The organism is Aquaticitalea lipolytica, from assembly GCF_014641635.1.
Classification (GTDB): Bacteria; Bacteroidota; Bacteroidia; order Flavobacteriales; family Flavobacteriaceae; genus Aquaticitalea; species Aquaticitalea lipolytica.
In genome coordinates this window covers 1-17,313 of record NZ_BMIC01000004.1, presented here as the reverse complement: position 1 = coordinate 17,313, position 17,313 = coordinate 1, and the positions used below count along the sequence as shown (strand labels likewise).

General features: G+C 31.9%; 16 protein-coding genes and 1 tRNA gene. 2 read left to right on the top strand and 15 right to left on the bottom strand.

Features of this window, described 5'->3' with window-relative positions; all coding sequences use genetic code 11:
* Window positions 1–85 precede the first annotated feature (85 nt).
* The 12 genes from IEW41_RS10370 to IEW41_RS10315 all read right to left on the bottom strand — a co-directional run bounded on the left by IEW41_RS10370 (window position 86) and on the right by IEW41_RS10315 (window position 11,190).
* Entirely contained in the window at window positions 86–472 is a 387-nt protein-coding gene (locus tag IEW41_RS10370; protein WP_188606296.1) for a VOC family protein, read from the bottom strand.
* Between the two features lie 5 nt (window positions 473–477).
* On the bottom strand, window positions 478–933 hold the full coding sequence (locus tag IEW41_RS10365) for a DUF1801 domain-containing protein (protein WP_188606295.1): 456 nt from the start codon (window positions 931–933) through the stop codon (window positions 478–480).
* Between the two features lie 24 nt (window positions 934–957).
* The gene (locus tag IEW41_RS10360) at window positions 958–1,893 is read right to left on the bottom strand and encodes a 2-hydroxyacid dehydrogenase (protein ID WP_188606294.1); all 936 of its coding nucleotides are present in this window, start codon (window positions 1,891–1,893) and stop codon (window positions 958–960) included.
* Window positions 1,894–2,259: a cupin domain-containing protein gene (locus IEW41_RS10355; RefSeq protein WP_188606293.1), complete on the bottom strand. Its 366-nt coding sequence runs from the start codon at window positions 2,257–2,259 to the stop codon at window positions 1,894–1,896.
* Between the two features lie 113 nt (window positions 2,260–2,372).
* On the bottom strand, window positions 2,373–3,746 hold the full coding sequence (gene mgtE / locus IEW41_RS10350; RefSeq protein ID WP_188606292.1) for a magnesium transporter: 1,374 nt from the start codon (window positions 3,744–3,746) through the stop codon (window positions 2,373–2,375).
* Between the two features lie 19 nt (window positions 3,747–3,765).
* Window positions 3,766–4,539: a 16S rRNA (adenine(1518)-N(6)/adenine(1519)-N(6))-dimethyltransferase RsmA gene (rsmA, locus tag IEW41_RS10345; protein WP_188606291.1), complete on the bottom strand. Its 774-nt coding sequence runs from the start codon at window positions 4,537–4,539 to the stop codon at window positions 3,766–3,768.
* A 2-nt stretch (window positions 4,540–4,541) separates the two neighbouring features.
* Complete coding sequence (locus IEW41_RS10340) at window positions 4,542–4,865, bottom strand: DUF4286 family protein (protein WP_188606290.1); 324 nt, start codon at window positions 4,863–4,865, stop codon at window positions 4,542–4,544.
* The gene (locus IEW41_RS10335; protein ID WP_188606289.1) at window positions 4,862–5,377 is read right to left on the bottom strand and encodes a GNAT family N-acetyltransferase; all 516 of its coding nucleotides are present in this window, start codon (window positions 5,375–5,377) and stop codon (window positions 4,862–4,864) included. Before IEW41_RS10335 ends, IEW41_RS10340 begins: the two co-directional genes overlap by 4 nt.
* 7 nt (window positions 5,378–5,384) lie before the next feature.
* The gene (locus tag IEW41_RS10330) at window positions 5,385–7,169 is read right to left on the bottom strand and encodes a tetratricopeptide repeat protein (protein ID WP_188606288.1); all 1,785 of its coding nucleotides are present in this window, start codon (window positions 7,167–7,169) and stop codon (window positions 5,385–5,387) included.
* 483 nt (window positions 7,170–7,652) lie between these two features.
* Complete coding sequence (gene serS / locus IEW41_RS10325) at window positions 7,653–8,921, bottom strand: serine--tRNA ligase (RefSeq protein WP_188606287.1); 1,269 nt, start codon at window positions 8,919–8,921, stop codon at window positions 7,653–7,655.
* A gap of 60 nt (window positions 8,922–8,981) precedes the next feature.
* Window positions 8,982–10,289 (bottom strand): HTTM domain-containing protein, encoded by a 1,308-nt coding sequence (locus IEW41_RS10320; RefSeq protein WP_188606286.1) that lies wholly within the window; start codon window positions 10,287–10,289, stop codon window positions 8,982–8,984.
* Window positions 10,270–11,190, bottom strand: coding sequence for a bifunctional riboflavin kinase/FAD synthetase (locus IEW41_RS10315; protein ID WP_188606285.1), 921 nt, complete (start codon window positions 11,188–11,190; stop codon window positions 10,270–10,272). Before IEW41_RS10315 ends, IEW41_RS10320 begins: the two co-directional genes overlap by 20 nt.
* 76 nt (window positions 11,191–11,266) lie before the next feature.
* Here IEW41_RS10315 and IEW41_RS10310 point away from each other — a divergent pair, with 76 nt between their 5' ends.
* Window positions 11,267–14,557 (top strand): zinc-dependent metalloprotease, encoded by a 3,291-nt coding sequence (locus IEW41_RS10310; protein ID WP_188606284.1) that lies wholly within the window; start codon window positions 11,267–11,269, stop codon window positions 14,555–14,557.
* 49 nt (window positions 14,558–14,606) lie between these two features.
* Here IEW41_RS10310 and pth read toward each other — a convergent pair whose 3' ends face one another.
* The 3 genes from pth to IEW41_RS10295 form a co-directional block, all read right to left on the bottom strand.
* Window positions 14,607–15,239: an aminoacyl-tRNA hydrolase gene (pth, locus tag IEW41_RS10305; protein WP_188606283.1), complete on the bottom strand. Its 633-nt coding sequence runs from the start codon at window positions 15,237–15,239 to the stop codon at window positions 14,607–14,609.
* A 74-nt stretch (window positions 15,240–15,313) separates the two neighbouring features.
* A complete protein-coding gene (locus IEW41_RS10300; RefSeq protein ID WP_188606282.1) occupies window positions 15,314–15,967 on the bottom strand; it encodes a 50S ribosomal protein L25/general stress protein Ctc in 654 nt (217 codons plus the stop codon).
* A 25-nt stretch (window positions 15,968–15,992) separates the two neighbouring features.
* The gene (locus IEW41_RS10295) at window positions 15,993–16,934 is read right to left on the bottom strand and encodes a ribose-phosphate pyrophosphokinase (protein WP_188606281.1); all 942 of its coding nucleotides are present in this window, start codon (window positions 16,932–16,934) and stop codon (window positions 15,993–15,995) included.
* Window positions 16,935–17,080: 146 nt separating this feature from the next.
* On the opposite strand from IEW41_RS10295, the gene IEW41_RS10290 reads away from it, so the two are divergent.
* Window positions 17,081–17,160, top strand: a tRNA-Leu gene (locus IEW41_RS10290).
* The last annotated feature ends 153 nt before the right edge of the window (window positions 17,161–17,313 follow it).

The window sequence follows — 17,313 nt, the reverse complement described above, 5'->3', positions numbered from 1 at the left end:
ATTTTTCTAATTTTGAACTTATCTTTTTATAATTGTTTATTAAAAATAAGTATTCAACTTATAAGTAACATCTATTTGTGTTTTGTTACAAAAACGCCTTATCTACAGGTTCCCAAAGTTCTATTTTATTACCATCATTATCTAAAATCCAACCAAATTTTCCGTAATCATATTCTTCCATTTTTCCAACTATGGTAACACCTTCTTCTTTTAAGGTTGCTAATAATTCAACCAAATTTTCTACACGATAGTTAAACATGAAGTCTTTTTTTGAAGGCTCGTAATATTTAGTGTCTTCAGCAAACGGACTCCATTGTGTTGAACAATCATTGCCTTCTTTGTCTTTCCACCAAAAAGTGCAGCCATAATCGTCGGTGTTAAAACCTAAATGTTTTTTGTACCAATCTTTAGATGCTTTTGGATCTTTACTTTTAAAGAATAATCCACCAATTCCTGTAACTCTTTTTTTCATTTCAATTATTTTTTTAATGCTTTTTCATAGACAGTAATCCATTCGTCAACTGTCATTTTAGTACATAGTTCAGCGATTAAATCTAAAGGGATTTCATCAACATTTTTAAAACGAATGCAGCTTTTTCCCATATCGAGTTTGCGCTTGCAGTGTTTAGGATATTCATTTACAAACCATTCGTTAATTTTTGGGACTGCATATATACCACTATGATATAAGTTGACTGAATTTTTTTGAGAAGCAAAACTCATAAATGGTAATGGTTCAGATGGTGTGCAATGATAGCCATCGGGATAAATACTATGAGGCACATAATAACCAATCATGCCATATTGTATGCCTTCTTCAAAACCTTTTGGGAGGCTTTTTTTTATAATGTTACGTAAATTTTTGAGTGCTTCTTTACGTTCTTCAGGAACTTGATTTATATAATCTTCAGGTGTATTAGCTTTGTATTGCATTGTTTTGGTTTTATAGTTATAAAGTTAACAAAATTTAGCCTTTATTTTATCTACAATAGTTTGTGCTAATTTTTCTTTGCTTTCAATGGTCCAACCTGCAACATGAGGTGTGAGTAATACATTTTCTGCTTTTATTAAGTATTGAAATGCTTCAGGCATTTGAGATGAAAACATATCTTCAAACGATGACTTTTCATACTCCAAAACATCTAAACCAGCACCTAATATTTTACCTGATTGTAATGCAGCAACCAAATCTTTAGTAACAACGCTTTTGCCTCTAGCAGTATTAATAAACCAAAATGATTTTTTAAATTGATTGATAAACGCCGTGTTTATCATTCCTACAGTTTGTGGTGTTTGTGGTGTGTGTATGCTTAAAACATCTGCTTGTTCTTGCAGTTCTTTAAGCGTGACTTGTTTGGCATTTTTATCTCCAACATATTCTTTTATGTCATAACAAAGTACTTCTACATTAAAACCAAGCAATTTTTTTGCAAAGGCTTTTCCCATATTGCCATAACCAATTAGACCAATGGTTTTACCGTCGAGCTCAACACCTCTATTGGCTTCACGTTGCCAAAGTCCGTTTCTGATTTCTCTATCTGCTTTATTGAGTTTGTTGAATAATGACAGCAACATTCCTAAAGCGTGTTCGCCTACTGCATTTCTGTTGCCTTCTGGAGCTGCAATGAGTGTTATACCTTTTTTAGTGGCATAATCGCAATCTATGTTTTCTAATCCTGCACCTACGCGTCCTATAAATTTTAAATTGGTTGCCGCATCTAGAAATGTTTTGTCTATACTAAATCGACTTCTAATAATAATACCATCGTAATTTTGAATTTTTTTTTCGATGGCATCTTTTGATGAGGTGTAATCTTCGTCATTAACAAAGCCTAAATCGTTTAATTGGCTAATGAGTAATTGATGATTAGTATCTAGATGAAGAATTTTCATTTATATTTTTGGATAATGTGTTTGAGTTTTTTCGTGTTGTACATTACCAGTATGAGCAGTTGTTAGTTTTTCGAAAAGTAACACATGTACTTCTTCGTTATTTTTTGTCATAGGATTATGCTCAACACCTTTTGGAACTACAATAATTTCGCCTTCATTAACAATTTCTGTTCGATCACGAAATTGCATATATAATGTACCTTTTACAACCTGAAAAAGTTCATCTTCATTGTCGTGACTATGCCACACAAACTCGCCTTTTAGCTTTGCTAAAATAACTTGCATATTATCGACTAAAGCAATTTGATGTGGATGCCAATTTTTATCAAATTTTGAGAATTTGTCTTTGATATTGATTGTTTTCATCTTGTAAATTTACGAAGTTTTGCGTTAGTGATAGCAATGGAAATCCTTTTTGAGAGTTTCGAGCAAAAAGATTGTAATGGATAGCACGACCTGAAAGGTAACGCCATTAAAACTTAAAAACCTAAAATAAATTTTGCAATCATAAAGTACATTAAGATGCCAAAAACATCATTACTTGTGGTAATAAATGGTCCTGTAGCGACTGCTGCATCGATGCCTCTTTTATCTAAAAATATTGGGATAAACGTGCCTATTAATGCTGCCATAATAATAACTGCAATAAGAGCAATACAGATGGTTAAAGATTCGTGATATGTTGTGTTGAATGCGAAATGACTTATTACTAAAACTACACATGCAATAGCAAGACCATTAACTAAACCTAACATAAATTCTTTGAGGAGTCTGTTTAATATATTACCATCTATAGTATCGTTTGCTAAACCTTGAACAACAATTGCTGATGATTGTACACCTACATTACCTGCTGTTGCTTGAATGAGTGGAATAAACATTAATAAGGCTGGAAACTTAAGCATGGCATCACTAAATCCATTAATGATACTTGCAGCTCCTATACCTCCAAACATACCTATAAGTAACCAAGGTAATCGTGCTTTAGTGAGTTCCCAAATACTATCATCGGCTTCTACATCGCTAGTAATACCTGCTGCTAATTGGTAGTCTTTATCGGCTTCTTCTTTTAATACATCGACGATATCATCAATGGTAATACGACCTAATAATGTCATATTTTCATCGACTACAGGAATGGCTTCCAAATCGTATTTAGACATTACTTTTGCTACGTCTTCAACATCTTCATCTACATATACATAATCAACACTAGTAATGTATATATCTGCAATTTTTTCGTCACTTTTAGCTACGATTAAATCTTTTAATGATAAACGACCAATAAGTTTATTTTGTTTGTTTACTACATAAATAGAGTGAACTCTTGTAACATCTTTAGCTTGACCTCTAATGCGTCGTAAACAACCAGCCACTGTCCAGGTTTCGTAAACCTTTACAAGCTCTTTTGCCATGAGTCCACCAGCTGTATCTTCGTCGTAAGCTAAAAGCTCAGTAATTTCGGCCTTATGTTCTTCGTCTTCAATTTGAGAGATAACTTCTTGTTGACGATTTTCTGGTAATTCGGCAATAATATCGGCAGCATCATCGGTATCTAGTTCTTCAATTTCTTCGGCAATTTCTTTTGCTGAAAGATTACGCAGTACTTTTTCTCGATTGTCTTCATCGAGTTCCATCAACACATCAGACGTGGTTTCAGAATCCAGCAATTTGATAACATACATTGCCTCTTCTAGATCGACTTCATCAAGAATTTCGGCAATATCAGCATAGTGAAACTCATTAAGGAGTTTGCGAAGCTCTTTATCGTTTTTTTGTTCGATAAGCAACTCTACTCTCTCAATAAGTTCGTCTGTTAATTCAAATTGTATGTTTTCTTTTTCTTCAGCCAACTACGATATAATTTTATGGTTAGGCATCCTTTTCAATTAATTGTGTAAGTGTAATAAATTCTTTGACTGATAATTGTTCAGGACGTTTGTCAAAGATAACATTTGCTTTTAAATTATCTGATAAATTGAATGTTTTTAAACTGTTACGAAGTGTTTTTCTTCGTTGTTGAAACCCTGTTTTAACCACTCTGAAAAATAAAGATTCATCACATGGTAGTGTGTAATTTTCTTTTCTAGTAAGAAGTAAAACTCCAGAATCTACTTTTGGAGGTGGATTAAAAACATTTGGTGGCACAGTAAACAAATACTCAGCATCATAAAATGCTTGTGTTAATACCGACAATATGCCATATACTTTACTACCTTCTTTAGAACAAATGCGCAAGGCAACTTCTTTTTGAAACATTCCTGAAAACTCAGGAATTTGATTGCGCATTTCTAATGTTTTAAAAAGTATTTGAGACGAAATATTATACGGGAAATTACCTATTATAGCAAAAGACTCGCCATTAAAAACTTCGTTTAAATCGTATTTTAAAAAATCCTTTTCAATAATTCTATCAGCAAGGTTGAGGTAGTTTGCCTGAAGATATTCAACCGATTCGCTGTCAATCTCAATAACATGAGTTGTCGTTTTTTTTTTGAGCAAGTATTTAGTTAAAACTCCCATTCCAGGACCAATTTCTAAGACATGGTTGTAGCCTTTAAGCGATAGTGAGTCTGCAATTTTTTCTGCAATGGATTCATCGTTTAAGAAGTGTTGCCCTAAATGTTTTTTTGCTTTTACAGTCATGTTTAGTTTATTGTTACCGAATATTCATCAATAACTTCCAACTCGGTTCTGAAAGCCAATACTTTGTCAGCAAAACGTTTAAATGCTTCTTGACGTAAAGCATCTGCATAAGTGTTATAATAACGCTCTAAATCTTCACGTGAATTTGCTCTGTATTGAACAGAGTAAGTTGCACCTCCTAAATCTTCTTCAACAAGCACACGAGTTAGTTTGGCTTCAATAAAACAGCCAGTTGCAAGTACATGAGGAATATGTTCTTTTATCCATACTAACCATTGCTCATGTACGCTCTCATCTATATTTGAAGTAACATTGTATATAATCATGTGTTTAAGTTTTTTGCAAATAACAGGAGTTCTTCATCATCTTCAAAAGGTTTTACCCTTTTTTCATAAGATAAGCCTATTTTTTCTAATAGTTTAATAGAATTATTATTTGTTGGTAAGGTAATGGCTAAAACTTTATTTAATTTAAATTGCTCTTTAGCTAATTTTAAAACAGCAATACAAGATTCATACCCAAACCCTTTTCCTTCATAATTAGGTAGCATTGCAAAACCAATATCTACATTGTCTAATTGTTCTCTTTTTACAAGACCACAAGTTCCTATGGCTTTATTGTTTTCTTCCTTTAGTAAGAGTTTATAAAACCCAAACCCAAAGTCTTCATAGCTTTTTAGAGTTCCATTTTTTAGATACGTTTTTGCATCTTCAACTGTTTTAAGATTTCTATCTCCAATATACTTTATAAAATTAGGAGTGTTTACAAGTTCCAAAAAGAAAGCTGCATCATCTAAAGTAATTTTAGATATGATTAGTCGGTTGGTTTCAGCTATCATTAGTTAATTAATTTATGGCATCACCACGAAGCATTCTGTATTTTTTTCTTGCCTCAACAAAATAAATACTGTCTTTATGGTCAAAAATAATACGTTCATAAAAGCCTTTCGCTTTTTCAGGTTCTGCTAATATATTATTATATAATTCACCTAAAAAGTAATATGCATCATCAGCTAAAATATCATCTTTATAATTAGCAATAATCATTTGGTAATTAACAATGGCTTTATCGTATTGTTTTTTAATTTCAAAAAGCTGTGCTTGCATAAATAGTGCTTGATCTTCAATGCTTTCGCCTTTGTGTTCTTTTAATATTTTATCTAATAATGAAATAGCTTCGTCGTTTTTGTTTTGAAATGCCATGAGGTCAGCTTTAGCATATAGTTTAAGAGCAACATGTAAAGAGTCATTGTATTTGTTGTCTGAAATTAAAAGCTTTAAGTCTAGAGCATCATTTGCTATAAGCTGCGATGTTGAAGATTTTAATATTTTAAGTTGGGTTTCTGCCCAATCAAAATCACCTTTATAATAGCTGGTTTTAGCGACTTTAAAACGAGCTTCTTGAGAGATTGTGCTATTTTTTAAATTGGCTTGAATTTGTGTATAATAAATTAAGGCTTCATTAAATTTTTCTTGGAAGACTAAAATATCGCCTAATTTTAATTTAAATGTAGCTTCTTGAAAAGCAGGTAATTTTAGTTTTAGGCTTTGTTTTATAAAATTACTAGCTTCTTCAGGCTTTTTAAGGTTAAATGCTAAAAAATCACCATATGCTAATTGCAATCCTGTTGTTTGCTCATATTTCCCATATTGATTAAATAGCGCGTTGTATTTTTTATCAATATTAGCATAATCTTTTTCAGTTGCTAAAGTGGTTTCAATTTCTAATAAAAATTGATGAGCAATGAGTTTAGTTTCTATATCCTGAGTGTTTTCTAATATGTAATTAAAAATTTCTTGAGCAGTACTATATTGTTTTTCGTTAATAGTAGTAACTGCAAGCTCAATAATTCTACTTAAACTTTCAGGATTTCTTTTATACAATGCTTTTTCTTGAGTAAAGGCTTTGTCAAATTCTTTCTCTTGATTAAACAACCAGCTTAATAAATCATACCAATACTCATCTGGTTGAAGTTGAATTTTTTTTAGTAATAATTTTTTTAAAATAAGGTTGTTTTCGTTGTCTTTGTTTTCAGAAACAAAATCGCTAAAAGCTCTTTTGGCAGTATTTATAAAATCTGGTTTTGTTTCTATATAATCAATATAATTAGAGAACATATTTTCAATGTCACCTTGTTCACCATAAATACGAGCTAACTGAATATTAAAATTAAACTCAGGATTTAATTCTGCTGCTTTTTTGTAGGTAGTAATGGCGTTGTCTAATAACGAATGGTCTTCAAACTGAGACGCTATCATGTAGGCAAAACTTGGGTTTTCGTCAACTTTTAGAATAGCTTCATTATAATATTTTTCAGCAAGTTGGGTGCTATCCATTAGTTGATAATTGTAACCTAATTCTATTAAATAAACAGGGTTTTTAATGCGTTCAACTTTTTGAAGAAGAGTTTTTCTAACTATTTCGTATTGTTCTAATTGTTGTTGTGTTTTTATAAGCTGAAATAAGTACTTACTGCTATTGGCATTTTGGTCGTATAGTTTTTGATAAATTATTAATGCTTTTTCAAACTCACCATCTTTAAAATAAGAATCAGCACTTTGTTGATCTTCATCTTGTGAAAATAACATCGAGCTAAATAATAGTGCTATAAAAAGAAAAATCTTATTCATCTGTTAACATTTATTTGCTTTTTTATCGGTCAGATGCAATGCCTAAATTATCTTTTTTGGCATCCAAATATGTGGTTGTCGGCATTTCATAAAACTAAGTTTATGTAAATATAACAAATGCTATAACTCTTATTGTGAATGTTATTATAAAAAAATGCCCAAACAAAAGTTTGGGCATTACCAAGCAAAATAAATGTGCTATTAATCATTATTTTTTTAAAAATGATTCAATTATCCTGATTTGGCATTTTTTATTATCGTAGCACTAAATGCCTGTAACGTTAAAATAAAATTTTACTAACCAAAATGACTAATGATACTAGTAAAACGATTCGCATAATATTTTTCATAAGTAGGTTGATTATTTATGAGAATACTAACTTCAAAAATATTTACTAAAAATCAAAAGAAAACAGCAAAAAATCGTTAAACGACACCTTTTTTTTGCATTTCAACAGATAATCAAATGAAAATTCTTACAAATTATATTTTTTCAAACCCTGTATATGGCACTAAAACATCAGGAATTTTAATACCATCTTCAGTTTGATAGTTTTCTAAAATACCTGCAAGAACTCTTGGTAGTGCTAATGAACTGCCATTAAGTGTATGAGCTAACTCATTTTTACCATCGCTATTTTTAAAACGTAGCTTTAAGCGATTTGCTTGAAATGTTTCAAAATTTGATACAGATGAAATTTCTAACCAACGGTCTTGTGCAGTTGAGAACACTTCAAAATCGTAAGTTAATGCAGATGTAAATCCTAAATCACCACCACACAAACGTAAGATTCTGTAAGGTAATTTAAGTTCATCAAGAATCATTTTTACATGTTCAACCATTTCGTCTAATGCTTTATAAGAACGAGAAGGATGCTCAACACGTAATATTTCAACTTTATCAAACTGATGTAAACGATTTAAACCTCTTACATGTGCACCATAACTTCCAGCTTCACGTCTAAAGCAAGGTGTGTATCCAGTTATACCTATAGGTAAATCACTTTCATTAAGTAATTCGTCTCTAAAAATATTGGTTCCTGGTACTTCGGCAGTTGGTATTAAGTATAAATTATCTTCAGTAACATGATACATTTGCCCTTCTTTATCAGGTAATTGTCCAGTTCCAAAACCTGAAGCTTCATTTACTAAATGAGGTAACTGATATTCTGTGTAACCTGCAGCTGTATTTTTATCTAAAAAGTAAGCTATTAGAGCACGCTGTAAGCGAGCTCCTTTTCCTTTGTAAACAGGGAAGCCAGCTCCAGTAATTTTGTTACCAAGCTCAAAATCGATAATATCATATTTTTTAGCTAACTCCCAATGCGGAATTGCATCTTTATGTAATACAGGAATATCACCTTTTCTAAAAACTTCTTCATTATCATCTTCACTATTTCCTGAAGGCACTAATGTGTTTGGAACGTTAGGAATTTTATATAACAATTGGTTTAATGCTTCTGCTTTTTCATTAAGCTGCTCATTAAGTGCTTTTGAATCTTCTTTAAGCTGACTCGTTTTTTCTTTTAGAATATTGGCCTTTTGAGTTTCGCCAGATTTATACAAGTTGCCTATCTCTTTGGATAAACTATTAGATTCTGCTAAGATATTGTCTAATTGAGTTTGTAAACCCCTTCTGTCTTCATCTAAATCAATAACATCATTAATCATTTGAGTAGCATCAATGTTTCTCTTTGCTAATCCTTTGATTACTGCGTCTTTGTTTTCTCTAATAAATGGTACTTGTAGCATAATTTTAATTTGAAAAGCAAAAGTAATAAGTTTTTATAACGAGCGAAACAAAATATGGTGCTATTTTGAAGGTAAAATCCAATCGTTATGTTTAAAAGCATTCCATTTGGTATTTGCTAGGTCTACCTCAGAATTAATAAGTGGTTTGAGTTCGCCATTATTTACCTTTATTGTTGTATTTGCGTATACTTTTACATCCATTCCTTTTTTGGCAAATGATCTCTTTAAATACTGTGCAAACTGCCAAATTACATCAGGCTTAGTTGAGATAGTTCTTACTTGTTTTTTTGTTAAGTAATCTTCTAGTTTTATTGGAATTTCAACATTTGTTTTTGTGTCAACAACTCTAAAATAAGTATAACCACTTTTAGCTCTTAACATCATTCGCCACGACAAACGATGCCCTTCTTCGGTCCATAATACATCATCTTTAATAAACCAATGACGTAAAGGTAATCCAATTTGAATCACAAAATAAGTTATGAAAACAGTTAGAAATGCCGTTTTATATTTTGGTACTATAATTTCAGCCTCAGAGTAAAATGGTTTCTTTTTTAAAAACAATTGTTGAATTGTTTTTGGTTCAAAAAAGAAAAGTGCAAATGCTAAAGATAGAAAAGGGAAAATTCCAATTTGAAAGACAATTGAGTTGAACAAATGAAAGAAAATAGAAGCGAAAAAAGCCCATTTTCTTGTTGGTTTCCATAATAATAAAGGAATTATTAAACCATCAAATAAAATGCCACCATAAGCAATGAAATAATGAACTGACTTTATCTGAAGAAATTCACCAACCAAAGGGTATCCTTTTTTGCTTTCCATTAATAATTCAACAACAGAAGTGTCTAGCCAATCTGGATATAACTTAGCTATTGAAGCATATGTGTAAACAATAAACATTTGTAAAATAAATACAACTCTGCACCACTGAGGCATAGAAACACTTTCAATACTTGGATTTTGTTTTGCGTCTATGGATGCATATTTGTTTGCAGGCATACATACCATAATAGCACTCAATAGCATTAATAAATAGTAATGATTGTTGTAAGAGGTTTTTTGCATAAAATATGTTGCTGACCACATAAGCGTAAATGCAATCATACTTATTCTGTACTTGTAACCAATCATTACCATAAGTCCAAAAAGACCCATAATAGCATAAAAAGCATACATCCAATTTCCAGGAAGTGGTTGCAACCATTCAAAACCAATAAAAGAGAAGGTAAATTGAGGCTCAATAAGAGTTCTTTTTACCCAACCAGTAAAAATTGCGCCAACACTTTCTAAAAAAATTAGTAGCCCAAAAATGATTCTAAAAACAATTAAAGCACTATTGTCTATATGTTTAAATAAAAACTTTTGCATTTTTTTCATCAAGCTTTAGTTGTTTTTTAAGTAACTCAACAGATTCAAATTTTTGCTCATCACGAAGTCTAGCTACGAATTCTATTTTTAATGTTTGATTATAAATATCATTATTGAAATTAAAAAAATGAGCTTCAATAGTTTTCTTTGTTCCATTAACAGTTGGGTTCATGCCTATGTTCATCATGCCATAAACTAACTTGTTTTCAATTGATGTTTTAATCACATAAACGCCATTTTTTGGTATAAGTTTATAATCTTCAGCTATCTCTAAGTTAGCTGTCGGGAATCCTATTTTTCTACCTAATCCTTTGCCTTTAACTACTTTACCTGTGATATAAAAACTATACCCTAAATAAGTGTTGGCGGTTAATATATCTCCATCATTAAGCGCAATTCGTATTTTGGTAGAGCTTACAGAAACATCTTCAATGTCTTGAACAGATATTTCTTCAACTTCAAAATCATACTGCTTTCCAAAACTCTTTAAATCATCAATATTTGCACTTCTGCCTTTACCAAAACGATGGTCATAGCCTATTATAATGTGTTTAGCATTTAATTTATCAACTAGTATATTTTTAACAAATTCTTCGGCTGAAAGATTTGCAAATTTTTTAGTAAACGTTTTAACAACTAAATAGTCTAAGCCTAAATCAGATAAAATTGTTTCACGTTCTTCAATAGTGTTTAAAAGCTTAATATCATTATTGTTTTGCAACACCATTCTTGGGTGCGGGAAAAAAGTAAGCACAACAGAGTTTAAATGTTTTTTATGAGCAATATCAACTAATCTTTTAATAATTTTTTGATGCCCAATATGAACACCATCAAAAGTGCCAATAGTGACAATAGTAGCGTTACTGTTATTATAGTTTGTGAAGTTGATATTTTTTTTCATAAAAAATTGAAGTCTAGCTAGTTTTTACTAAAAAAAACTTAATTTTATAGCTTATATAATTAACAAAAGTAATATTATGAAAACAAAACTACATTATGTTTTTACATTAGCAGTTTTATTAATTGGATTTTCTGTTTTCGGTCAGACAAAATTTTGGCAAAAAAGCACCTCAAATGGAAGTTTGAATACAATACCGATTAGTGAATTGAATGAAAAACACTACGAAGTATTTCAATTAGACTTCGAAGCATTTAGGCAAGCATTAGTTAATGCGCCTTTAAGAGAAAGTAATCAAGTATCTACAACATTTATTAATGTTCCTAATGAAGAAGGTGTTTTAGAAACATTTAGAATGTTGGAAGCACCAGTTTTTGATGCAGAACTTTCAGCACAATTTCCAGACATTAAATCCTATGTTGGAGTTAATGATTCTGGTACAAGATTACGTATGAGTGTTTCTCCAAGCGGAGTACAAACTATGATAAGCTATTTAGATAAACCAACTGTGTTTATGCAACCAGTAAATGGAGACCCTCAAAATTATATTGTATATAATAGATTAGTTAGAGGAGATAATTATACTGAAGATTTTCATTGCGCCACAATTGATGAGTTTTCTAAAGAGTCAAATTTAGACTCTTCATTACTTAATAGAGATGCAAATGATCAAACATTGCGTAAGTTTAGATTAGTAGTATCTACAAATGGGGAATATACAACATACCATGGAGGAACTGTTCCTGGAGCTTTAGCAGCTATAAATGCATCTATAACTAGAGTTAATGAAACATTTGAAACTGATATGGCAGTAACTTTTATTGTTATTGCTCAAACTACAAATGTTATCTATACAAATGCTAATACAGACCCCTATTCAACAAACCTAGGTGACTGGAATTTACAGCTTCAAAATACGTTAACTAATGTTATTGGGAATGCATTTTATGATATTGGACATATGTTTGGCGCCTCTGGAGGTGGTGGGAATGCAGGATGTATTGGTTGTGTTTGTGTTGATGATACTGCTTCTACTACAGATTTAAATAAAGGAGCTGGTATTACTTCACCTGCTGACGGTATTCCTGCAGGTGATAATTTTGATATTGACTATGTAGCTCATGAGATAGGTCACCAAATGGGTGCCAATCATACATTTGCTTTTAATACAGAAGGTACTGGAGTGAATGCTGAGCCTGGAAGTGGTTCTACAATAATGGCTTACGCAGGTATTACAGGAGCGAATAACGTTCAACAACATAGTGATCCGTATTTTCATTATCATAGTATAAATCAAATCTTAAATAGATTAGTTACAAGAACTTGTTGGCAAAGTAATTCGCCAGGAGTAATTACAAATAGCCCTCCTGTTGCAAACGCTGGAAGTGATTATGTTATTCCAAGAGGGACGGCATATGTATTAAGAGGTTCTGCCACAGACGCCAATGCTGGTGATGTACTTAGGTATTGTTGGGAGCAAACAGATTCAGGAAATGTAACAAATACTAATTTTGGACCAACCCTTACATCTGGATCAATGAATAGATCTTTACCTCCAACAACTTCTCCAAACAGATATATTCCAAGATTGAGTAGAGTAATTGCAGGGCAACTAACACAAACAAACCCAACGATTAATTCGGCTTGGGAAACTGTTCCTAGTGTTGCAAGAACTATGAATTGGGCTTTAACAGTTAGGGATAGACAACCTACTGCAACTGGATTGAACGGTCAGACTAGTTTTGATTTGATGCGAATTACAGTTGATGGAGCATCAGGACCCTTTACTGTAACATCACAAACATCTAATGTGATTTGGTTTGTAGGCTCATCTCAAACAGTGACTTGGAATGTTGCAAATACAAATGTTGCTCCAGTAAATACAGCAAATGTTAATATATTATTATCAACAGATGGTGGATTAACCTTTCCAATAGTTTTAGCATCTAATGTTCCTAATAATGGATCTTATAATGTTACAGTACCAAACAATGTAACTTCACAAGCACGTATTATTGTTGAAGGAGCTAATAATATCTTTTTTGCAGCAAATAGCTCAAACTTTCAAATTCAAACAACTGAATTTTTGATGAATTTTGCATCTTCTAATGTTACTGTTTGTCAACCAAATAATGCAGTTTATAATTTTACATATAATGCATATAATGGGTTTTCTGAAACAACAACATTCTCAGCAACTAATGTTCCTGCAGGTGCAAACGTAACGTTTTCACCAACATCTGCTTCAGCAGATGGGACTCCAGTTACTATGACGGTTTCTAATATTGGTTCTGTAGCTCCAGGTAATTATACAATTACAGCAGTAGGGACGGCTACATCAACAACAAAAACAACAAATGTAACTTTAAATGTGTTTAGTAATTCATTAGCTGCAGCGACTTTAGCTACTCCTGCAAATGGCGCAACAAATGTACCAGCTGCTGGGAATTTAACATGGAACTCAGTTGCAAATGCTCAAAACTATTTAGTAGAGGTTGCTACAGACGCAGCTTTTACTAATATTGTTAATTCAGCTACAGTAACAAACACCACATATACAACATCACTATCTGCAAATACCCAATATTATTGGAGAGTAACAGCTTCTAATACTTGTGCAACTGCAGCAGCATCTAGTGTATTTAGTTTTACAACCGAGAATGTTACTTGTGCATCTTATACAGCTACAGATACTCCAATAGCAATTTCACCTTCAGGAGCTAATACCTATACATCTGTAATTAACATTGCACCAAACTTTCCTGTTACAGACGTAAACGTAAGAATTAATATACCTCATACATATGTTTCAGATTTAGATATTTCTTTAACTAGTCCTAATGGAACAGTTGTTGACTTGTCTTCAGGGAATGGAGGAAGTGGTGATAATTTTACTAATACTCTTTTCGACCAAAGTGCTGCTACATTGATTACTGCTGGGTCTCCTCCTTATACAGGAACATTTAGACCAGAAGGAAACTTATCTACAATAAATGGAGAAATGTCTGCTGGAAATTGGACATTAACAGTAAGAGATAATTTTAATTTAGATGGAGGTTCAATAAATGAGTTTAGACTTGATTTATGTGTGCAAGGATCTTTAGGTGTTGAAGAGAATGAGTTTTCTGCTTTCTCAATTTTCCCTAATCCAAACAACGGAGAGTTTACGGTTAAGCTAAATTCTAACTCTGGAGATGATATTAGAATTAATGTATATGATATAAGAGGTAGAAAAGTATTTAATAATCGTTATACTAATAATGGAAACTTTAATCAAGTAATTAGATTAGGTGATGTTCAATCAGGAATGTATATAATTAATGTTACTGATGGATTAAGAACAGAAACCAAAAAGATTATTATAAAATAATAATTAGATATTATAAATAAAAAGGGAGCTAAATTTTAGCTCCCTTTTTTTATGTTCCATTAAAAGTATTCATAGTTATATTAACACCTGCAGTACCAAAAGATTTAATAAGTTCTACAGATTTTTCAAGGCGTTCTGATAGTTTTTCATTTTCTTCATCGCTCCATTCACCTAAAACATAATCCACTTGTCTGCCTTTTGAAAAAGCATCACTTATGCCAAATCTAAAGCGATTATAATTTGTAGTTTGTAGTTTATCTTGAATATCTTTTAAACCATTATGACCTCCATCACTTCCTTTAGTTTTTAGTCTTATACTTCCAAAAGGGAGATTTAAATCGTCAGTAATTATCAATAAATTTTCCATTGGAATATTTTCTTTTGTAAGCCAATATAAAACAGATTTGCCACTTAAATTCATATACGTACTTGGCTTAAGCAATATAAATTGACGACCTTTAAACTTATAAACTGTTACGTCTCCTAATTTTTGAGTTTCAAAAATTAATGATTCTTTAGAGGCTAAAAAGTCTAGAACTTTAAACCCTATATTATGCCTAGTATTTGTATACTCATTACCAATATTTCCTAGTCCGACGATTAAATATTTTTTCATAGAGTCTTCTTCAATTACAATTGAAGGTTTATTTGATTTAAATAGATTAAGTAAAAATCTACACATTTATCTTTTTTGTAAAAATAAAAAAAGCATCCTGAATTAACAGAATGCTTTTTGATATATCAAAACAAATTGATTTATTCTTGACCTTCAGAAGTTGCTTCTGTTGCAGTTCCATCAGCTGCTGCTTCTGCTGCTGCCTCAGCTGCTGCTTCTTCCTCTTCTTCTTCAAATTCAGCAACACTAGCTCTAGAACGTCTAACTTGACATACTACAGTGTTATCTGGATGTAAGAATTTATAATCAGGATTAGCTAAAGCTGTAATATATAATTTACTTCCAATTTTTAAAGGTGTAATATCTGCCTCAACATAATCAGGTAAATTAGCTGGTAAAGCTTTAATTCTTAATTTACGCTTGTTCTTACGAAGAACACCTCCATTTAATACACCTCTAGATGTTCCAATAACGTGTACTGGAATTTCCATAGTGATTTCTTTGTCTTCAAATAACTGATAAAAATCTATGTGCAAGATTCTGTCTGTTACTGGGTGAAACTGAATATCTTGCATAATTGCATTGTAAGATTTTCCGTTTTCTATGGCAATCACAACTGTATGCGCATTAGGCGTGTATACAAGTTTAGAGAAAGCCAATTCTGGTGCAGAGAAATGCACTGGTTTGTCTCCTCCGTATAATACGCAAGGAACCTGACCAGCATTACGTAAGGCTTTTGTATCTTTTTTGCCCACGCTTTCTCTTTGAGATCCATTGATTGTAATTGATTTCATTGTTTGTGTTTATATTAATATTAATTTACATTAAAAATTTTGAACTAATAGATTTGTTGTAATGTACATTATGCATTACTTCTGCAAATAAATCAGCACAGCTAATTACTCTAATTTTTTTACTTGTTTGTTTTAGAGGAATTGAATCGGTTACTATTAATTCTTCTAACTTAGAGTTTTCAAGCCTTTCGTATGCGCTACCAGATAAAATAGGATGAGTACAAATTGCTCTTACACTTAACGCTCCTCTTTCCATCATTAGGTCTGCAGCCTTTGTTAAAGTTCCAGCTGTATCAACCATATCATCAACCAATACTACATTTTTTCCTGTAACGTCACCAATTAATTCCATATGAGAAATTACATTAGCTTTAGCACGTTGCTTATAACAAATTACTACATCGCTTTCTAGTGCTTTTGAATATGCGTAGGCTCTTTTGGAACCTCCCATATCTGGCGAAGCAATAGTTAAATTATCAAGGTTTAATCCTTTTAAATAAGGTAAAAACACAGTTGAAGCAAATAAATGGTCTACTGGTTTTTCAAAAAACCCTTGAATTTGGTCAGCATGCAAATCCATAGTTATTATACGAGTTGCGCCTGCAGCTTCGAGCATTTTTGCTACTAATTTAGCAGCAATAGGTACTCTAGGCTTATCTTTTCTGTCTTGTCTTGCCCAACCAAAGTAAGGTAAAACAGCAGTAATATGCCTTGCTGAAGCGCGTTTTGCGGCATCAATCATTAATAACATTTCCATTAAATTTTCAGCACCAGGATGAGTAGAGCCAATAATAAAAATTCGAGTTCCTCTTATTGATTCTTCATAAGATGGCTGAAATTCGCCATCGCTGTATGTTGAAGTAATTACATTACCTAATGGAGCTCCGAAAGTTGCTGCAATTTTCTCAGCTAATTCTCTACTTTGAGAACAAGCAAAAATCTTAGCTTCTGTGACTACATTTGGCATTGTTAATGGGTTGTTATTTAATGAATTAATTTCTGTTTTGCTTAACGAGGTGCAAATTTAGGAATTTATTTGGACTGCAAAAGTATAAAAGCCACTATTTTTGATTGTTTGTAGTAAATTATTTTATAATTTTGCTGTCCAAATTTGCTCAAGTGGCGGAATTGGTAGACGCGTCGGATTCAAAATCCGATTCTTCGGAGTGTGGGTTCGATTCCCACCTTGAGTACTAACTGGGACAAATCATCTTTTTTTGATTTGTCCCTTTTTTTATTTCTCTTTAAGCCTTTATTAACACTAGCAATCTTAAGAAGTATCGGATTGATATCTTCGGTTCGAACCTCATGATTTTCAAATTGAAACTTTTCAGGAAAGATTGAAC

Coding starts and splice junctions, on each gene's coding strand:
- IEW41_RS10355 (WP_188606293.1), bottom strand. CDS start 2,259: ATGAAAACAATCAATATCAAAGACAAATTCTCAAAATTTGATAAAAAT.
- IEW41_RS10360 (WP_188606294.1), bottom strand. CDS start 1,893: ATGAAAATTCTTCATCTAGATACTAATCATCAATTACTCATTAGCCAA.
- pth (WP_188606283.1), bottom strand. CDS start 15,239: ATGTGTAGATTTTTACTTAATCTATTTAAATCAAATAAACCTTCAATT.
- IEW41_RS10365 (WP_188606295.1), bottom strand. CDS start 933: ATGCAATACAAAGCTAATACACCTGAAGATTATATAAATCAAGTTCCT.
- IEW41_RS10315 (WP_188606285.1), bottom strand. CDS start 11,190: ATGAAAAAAAATATCAACTTCACAAACTATAATAACAGTAACGCTACT.
- rsmA (WP_188606291.1), bottom strand. CDS start 4,539: ATGACTGTAAAAGCAAAAAAACATTTAGGGCAACACTTCTTAAACGAT.
- serS (WP_188606287.1), bottom strand. CDS start 8,921: ATGCTACAAGTACCATTTATTAGAGAAAACAAAGACGCAGTAATCAAA.
- IEW41_RS10330 (WP_188606288.1), bottom strand. CDS start 7,169: ATGAATAAGATTTTTCTTTTTATAGCACTATTATTTAGCTCGATGTTA.
- IEW41_RS10320 (WP_188606286.1), bottom strand. CDS start 10,289: ATGCAAAAGTTTTTATTTAAACATATAGACAATAGTGCTTTAATTGTT.
- IEW41_RS10310 (WP_188606284.1), top strand. CDS start 11,267: ATGAAAACAAAACTACATTATGTTTTTACATTAGCAGTTTTATTAATT.
- IEW41_RS10370 (WP_188606296.1), bottom strand. CDS start 472: ATGAAAAAAAGAGTTACAGGAATTGGTGGATTATTCTTTAAAAGTAAA.
- IEW41_RS10295 (WP_188606281.1), bottom strand. CDS start 16,934: ATGCCAAATGTAGTCACAGAAGCTAAGATTTTTGCTTGTTCTCAAAGT.
- IEW41_RS10335 (WP_188606289.1), bottom strand. CDS start 5,377: ATGATAGCTGAAACCAACCGACTAATCATATCTAAAATTACTTTAGAT.
- IEW41_RS10300 (WP_188606282.1), bottom strand. CDS start 15,967: ATGAAATCAATTACAATCAATGGATCTCAAAGAGAAAGCGTGGGCAAA.
- IEW41_RS10340 (WP_188606290.1), bottom strand. CDS start 4,865: ATGATTATATACAATGTTACTTCAAATATAGATGAGAGCGTACATGAG.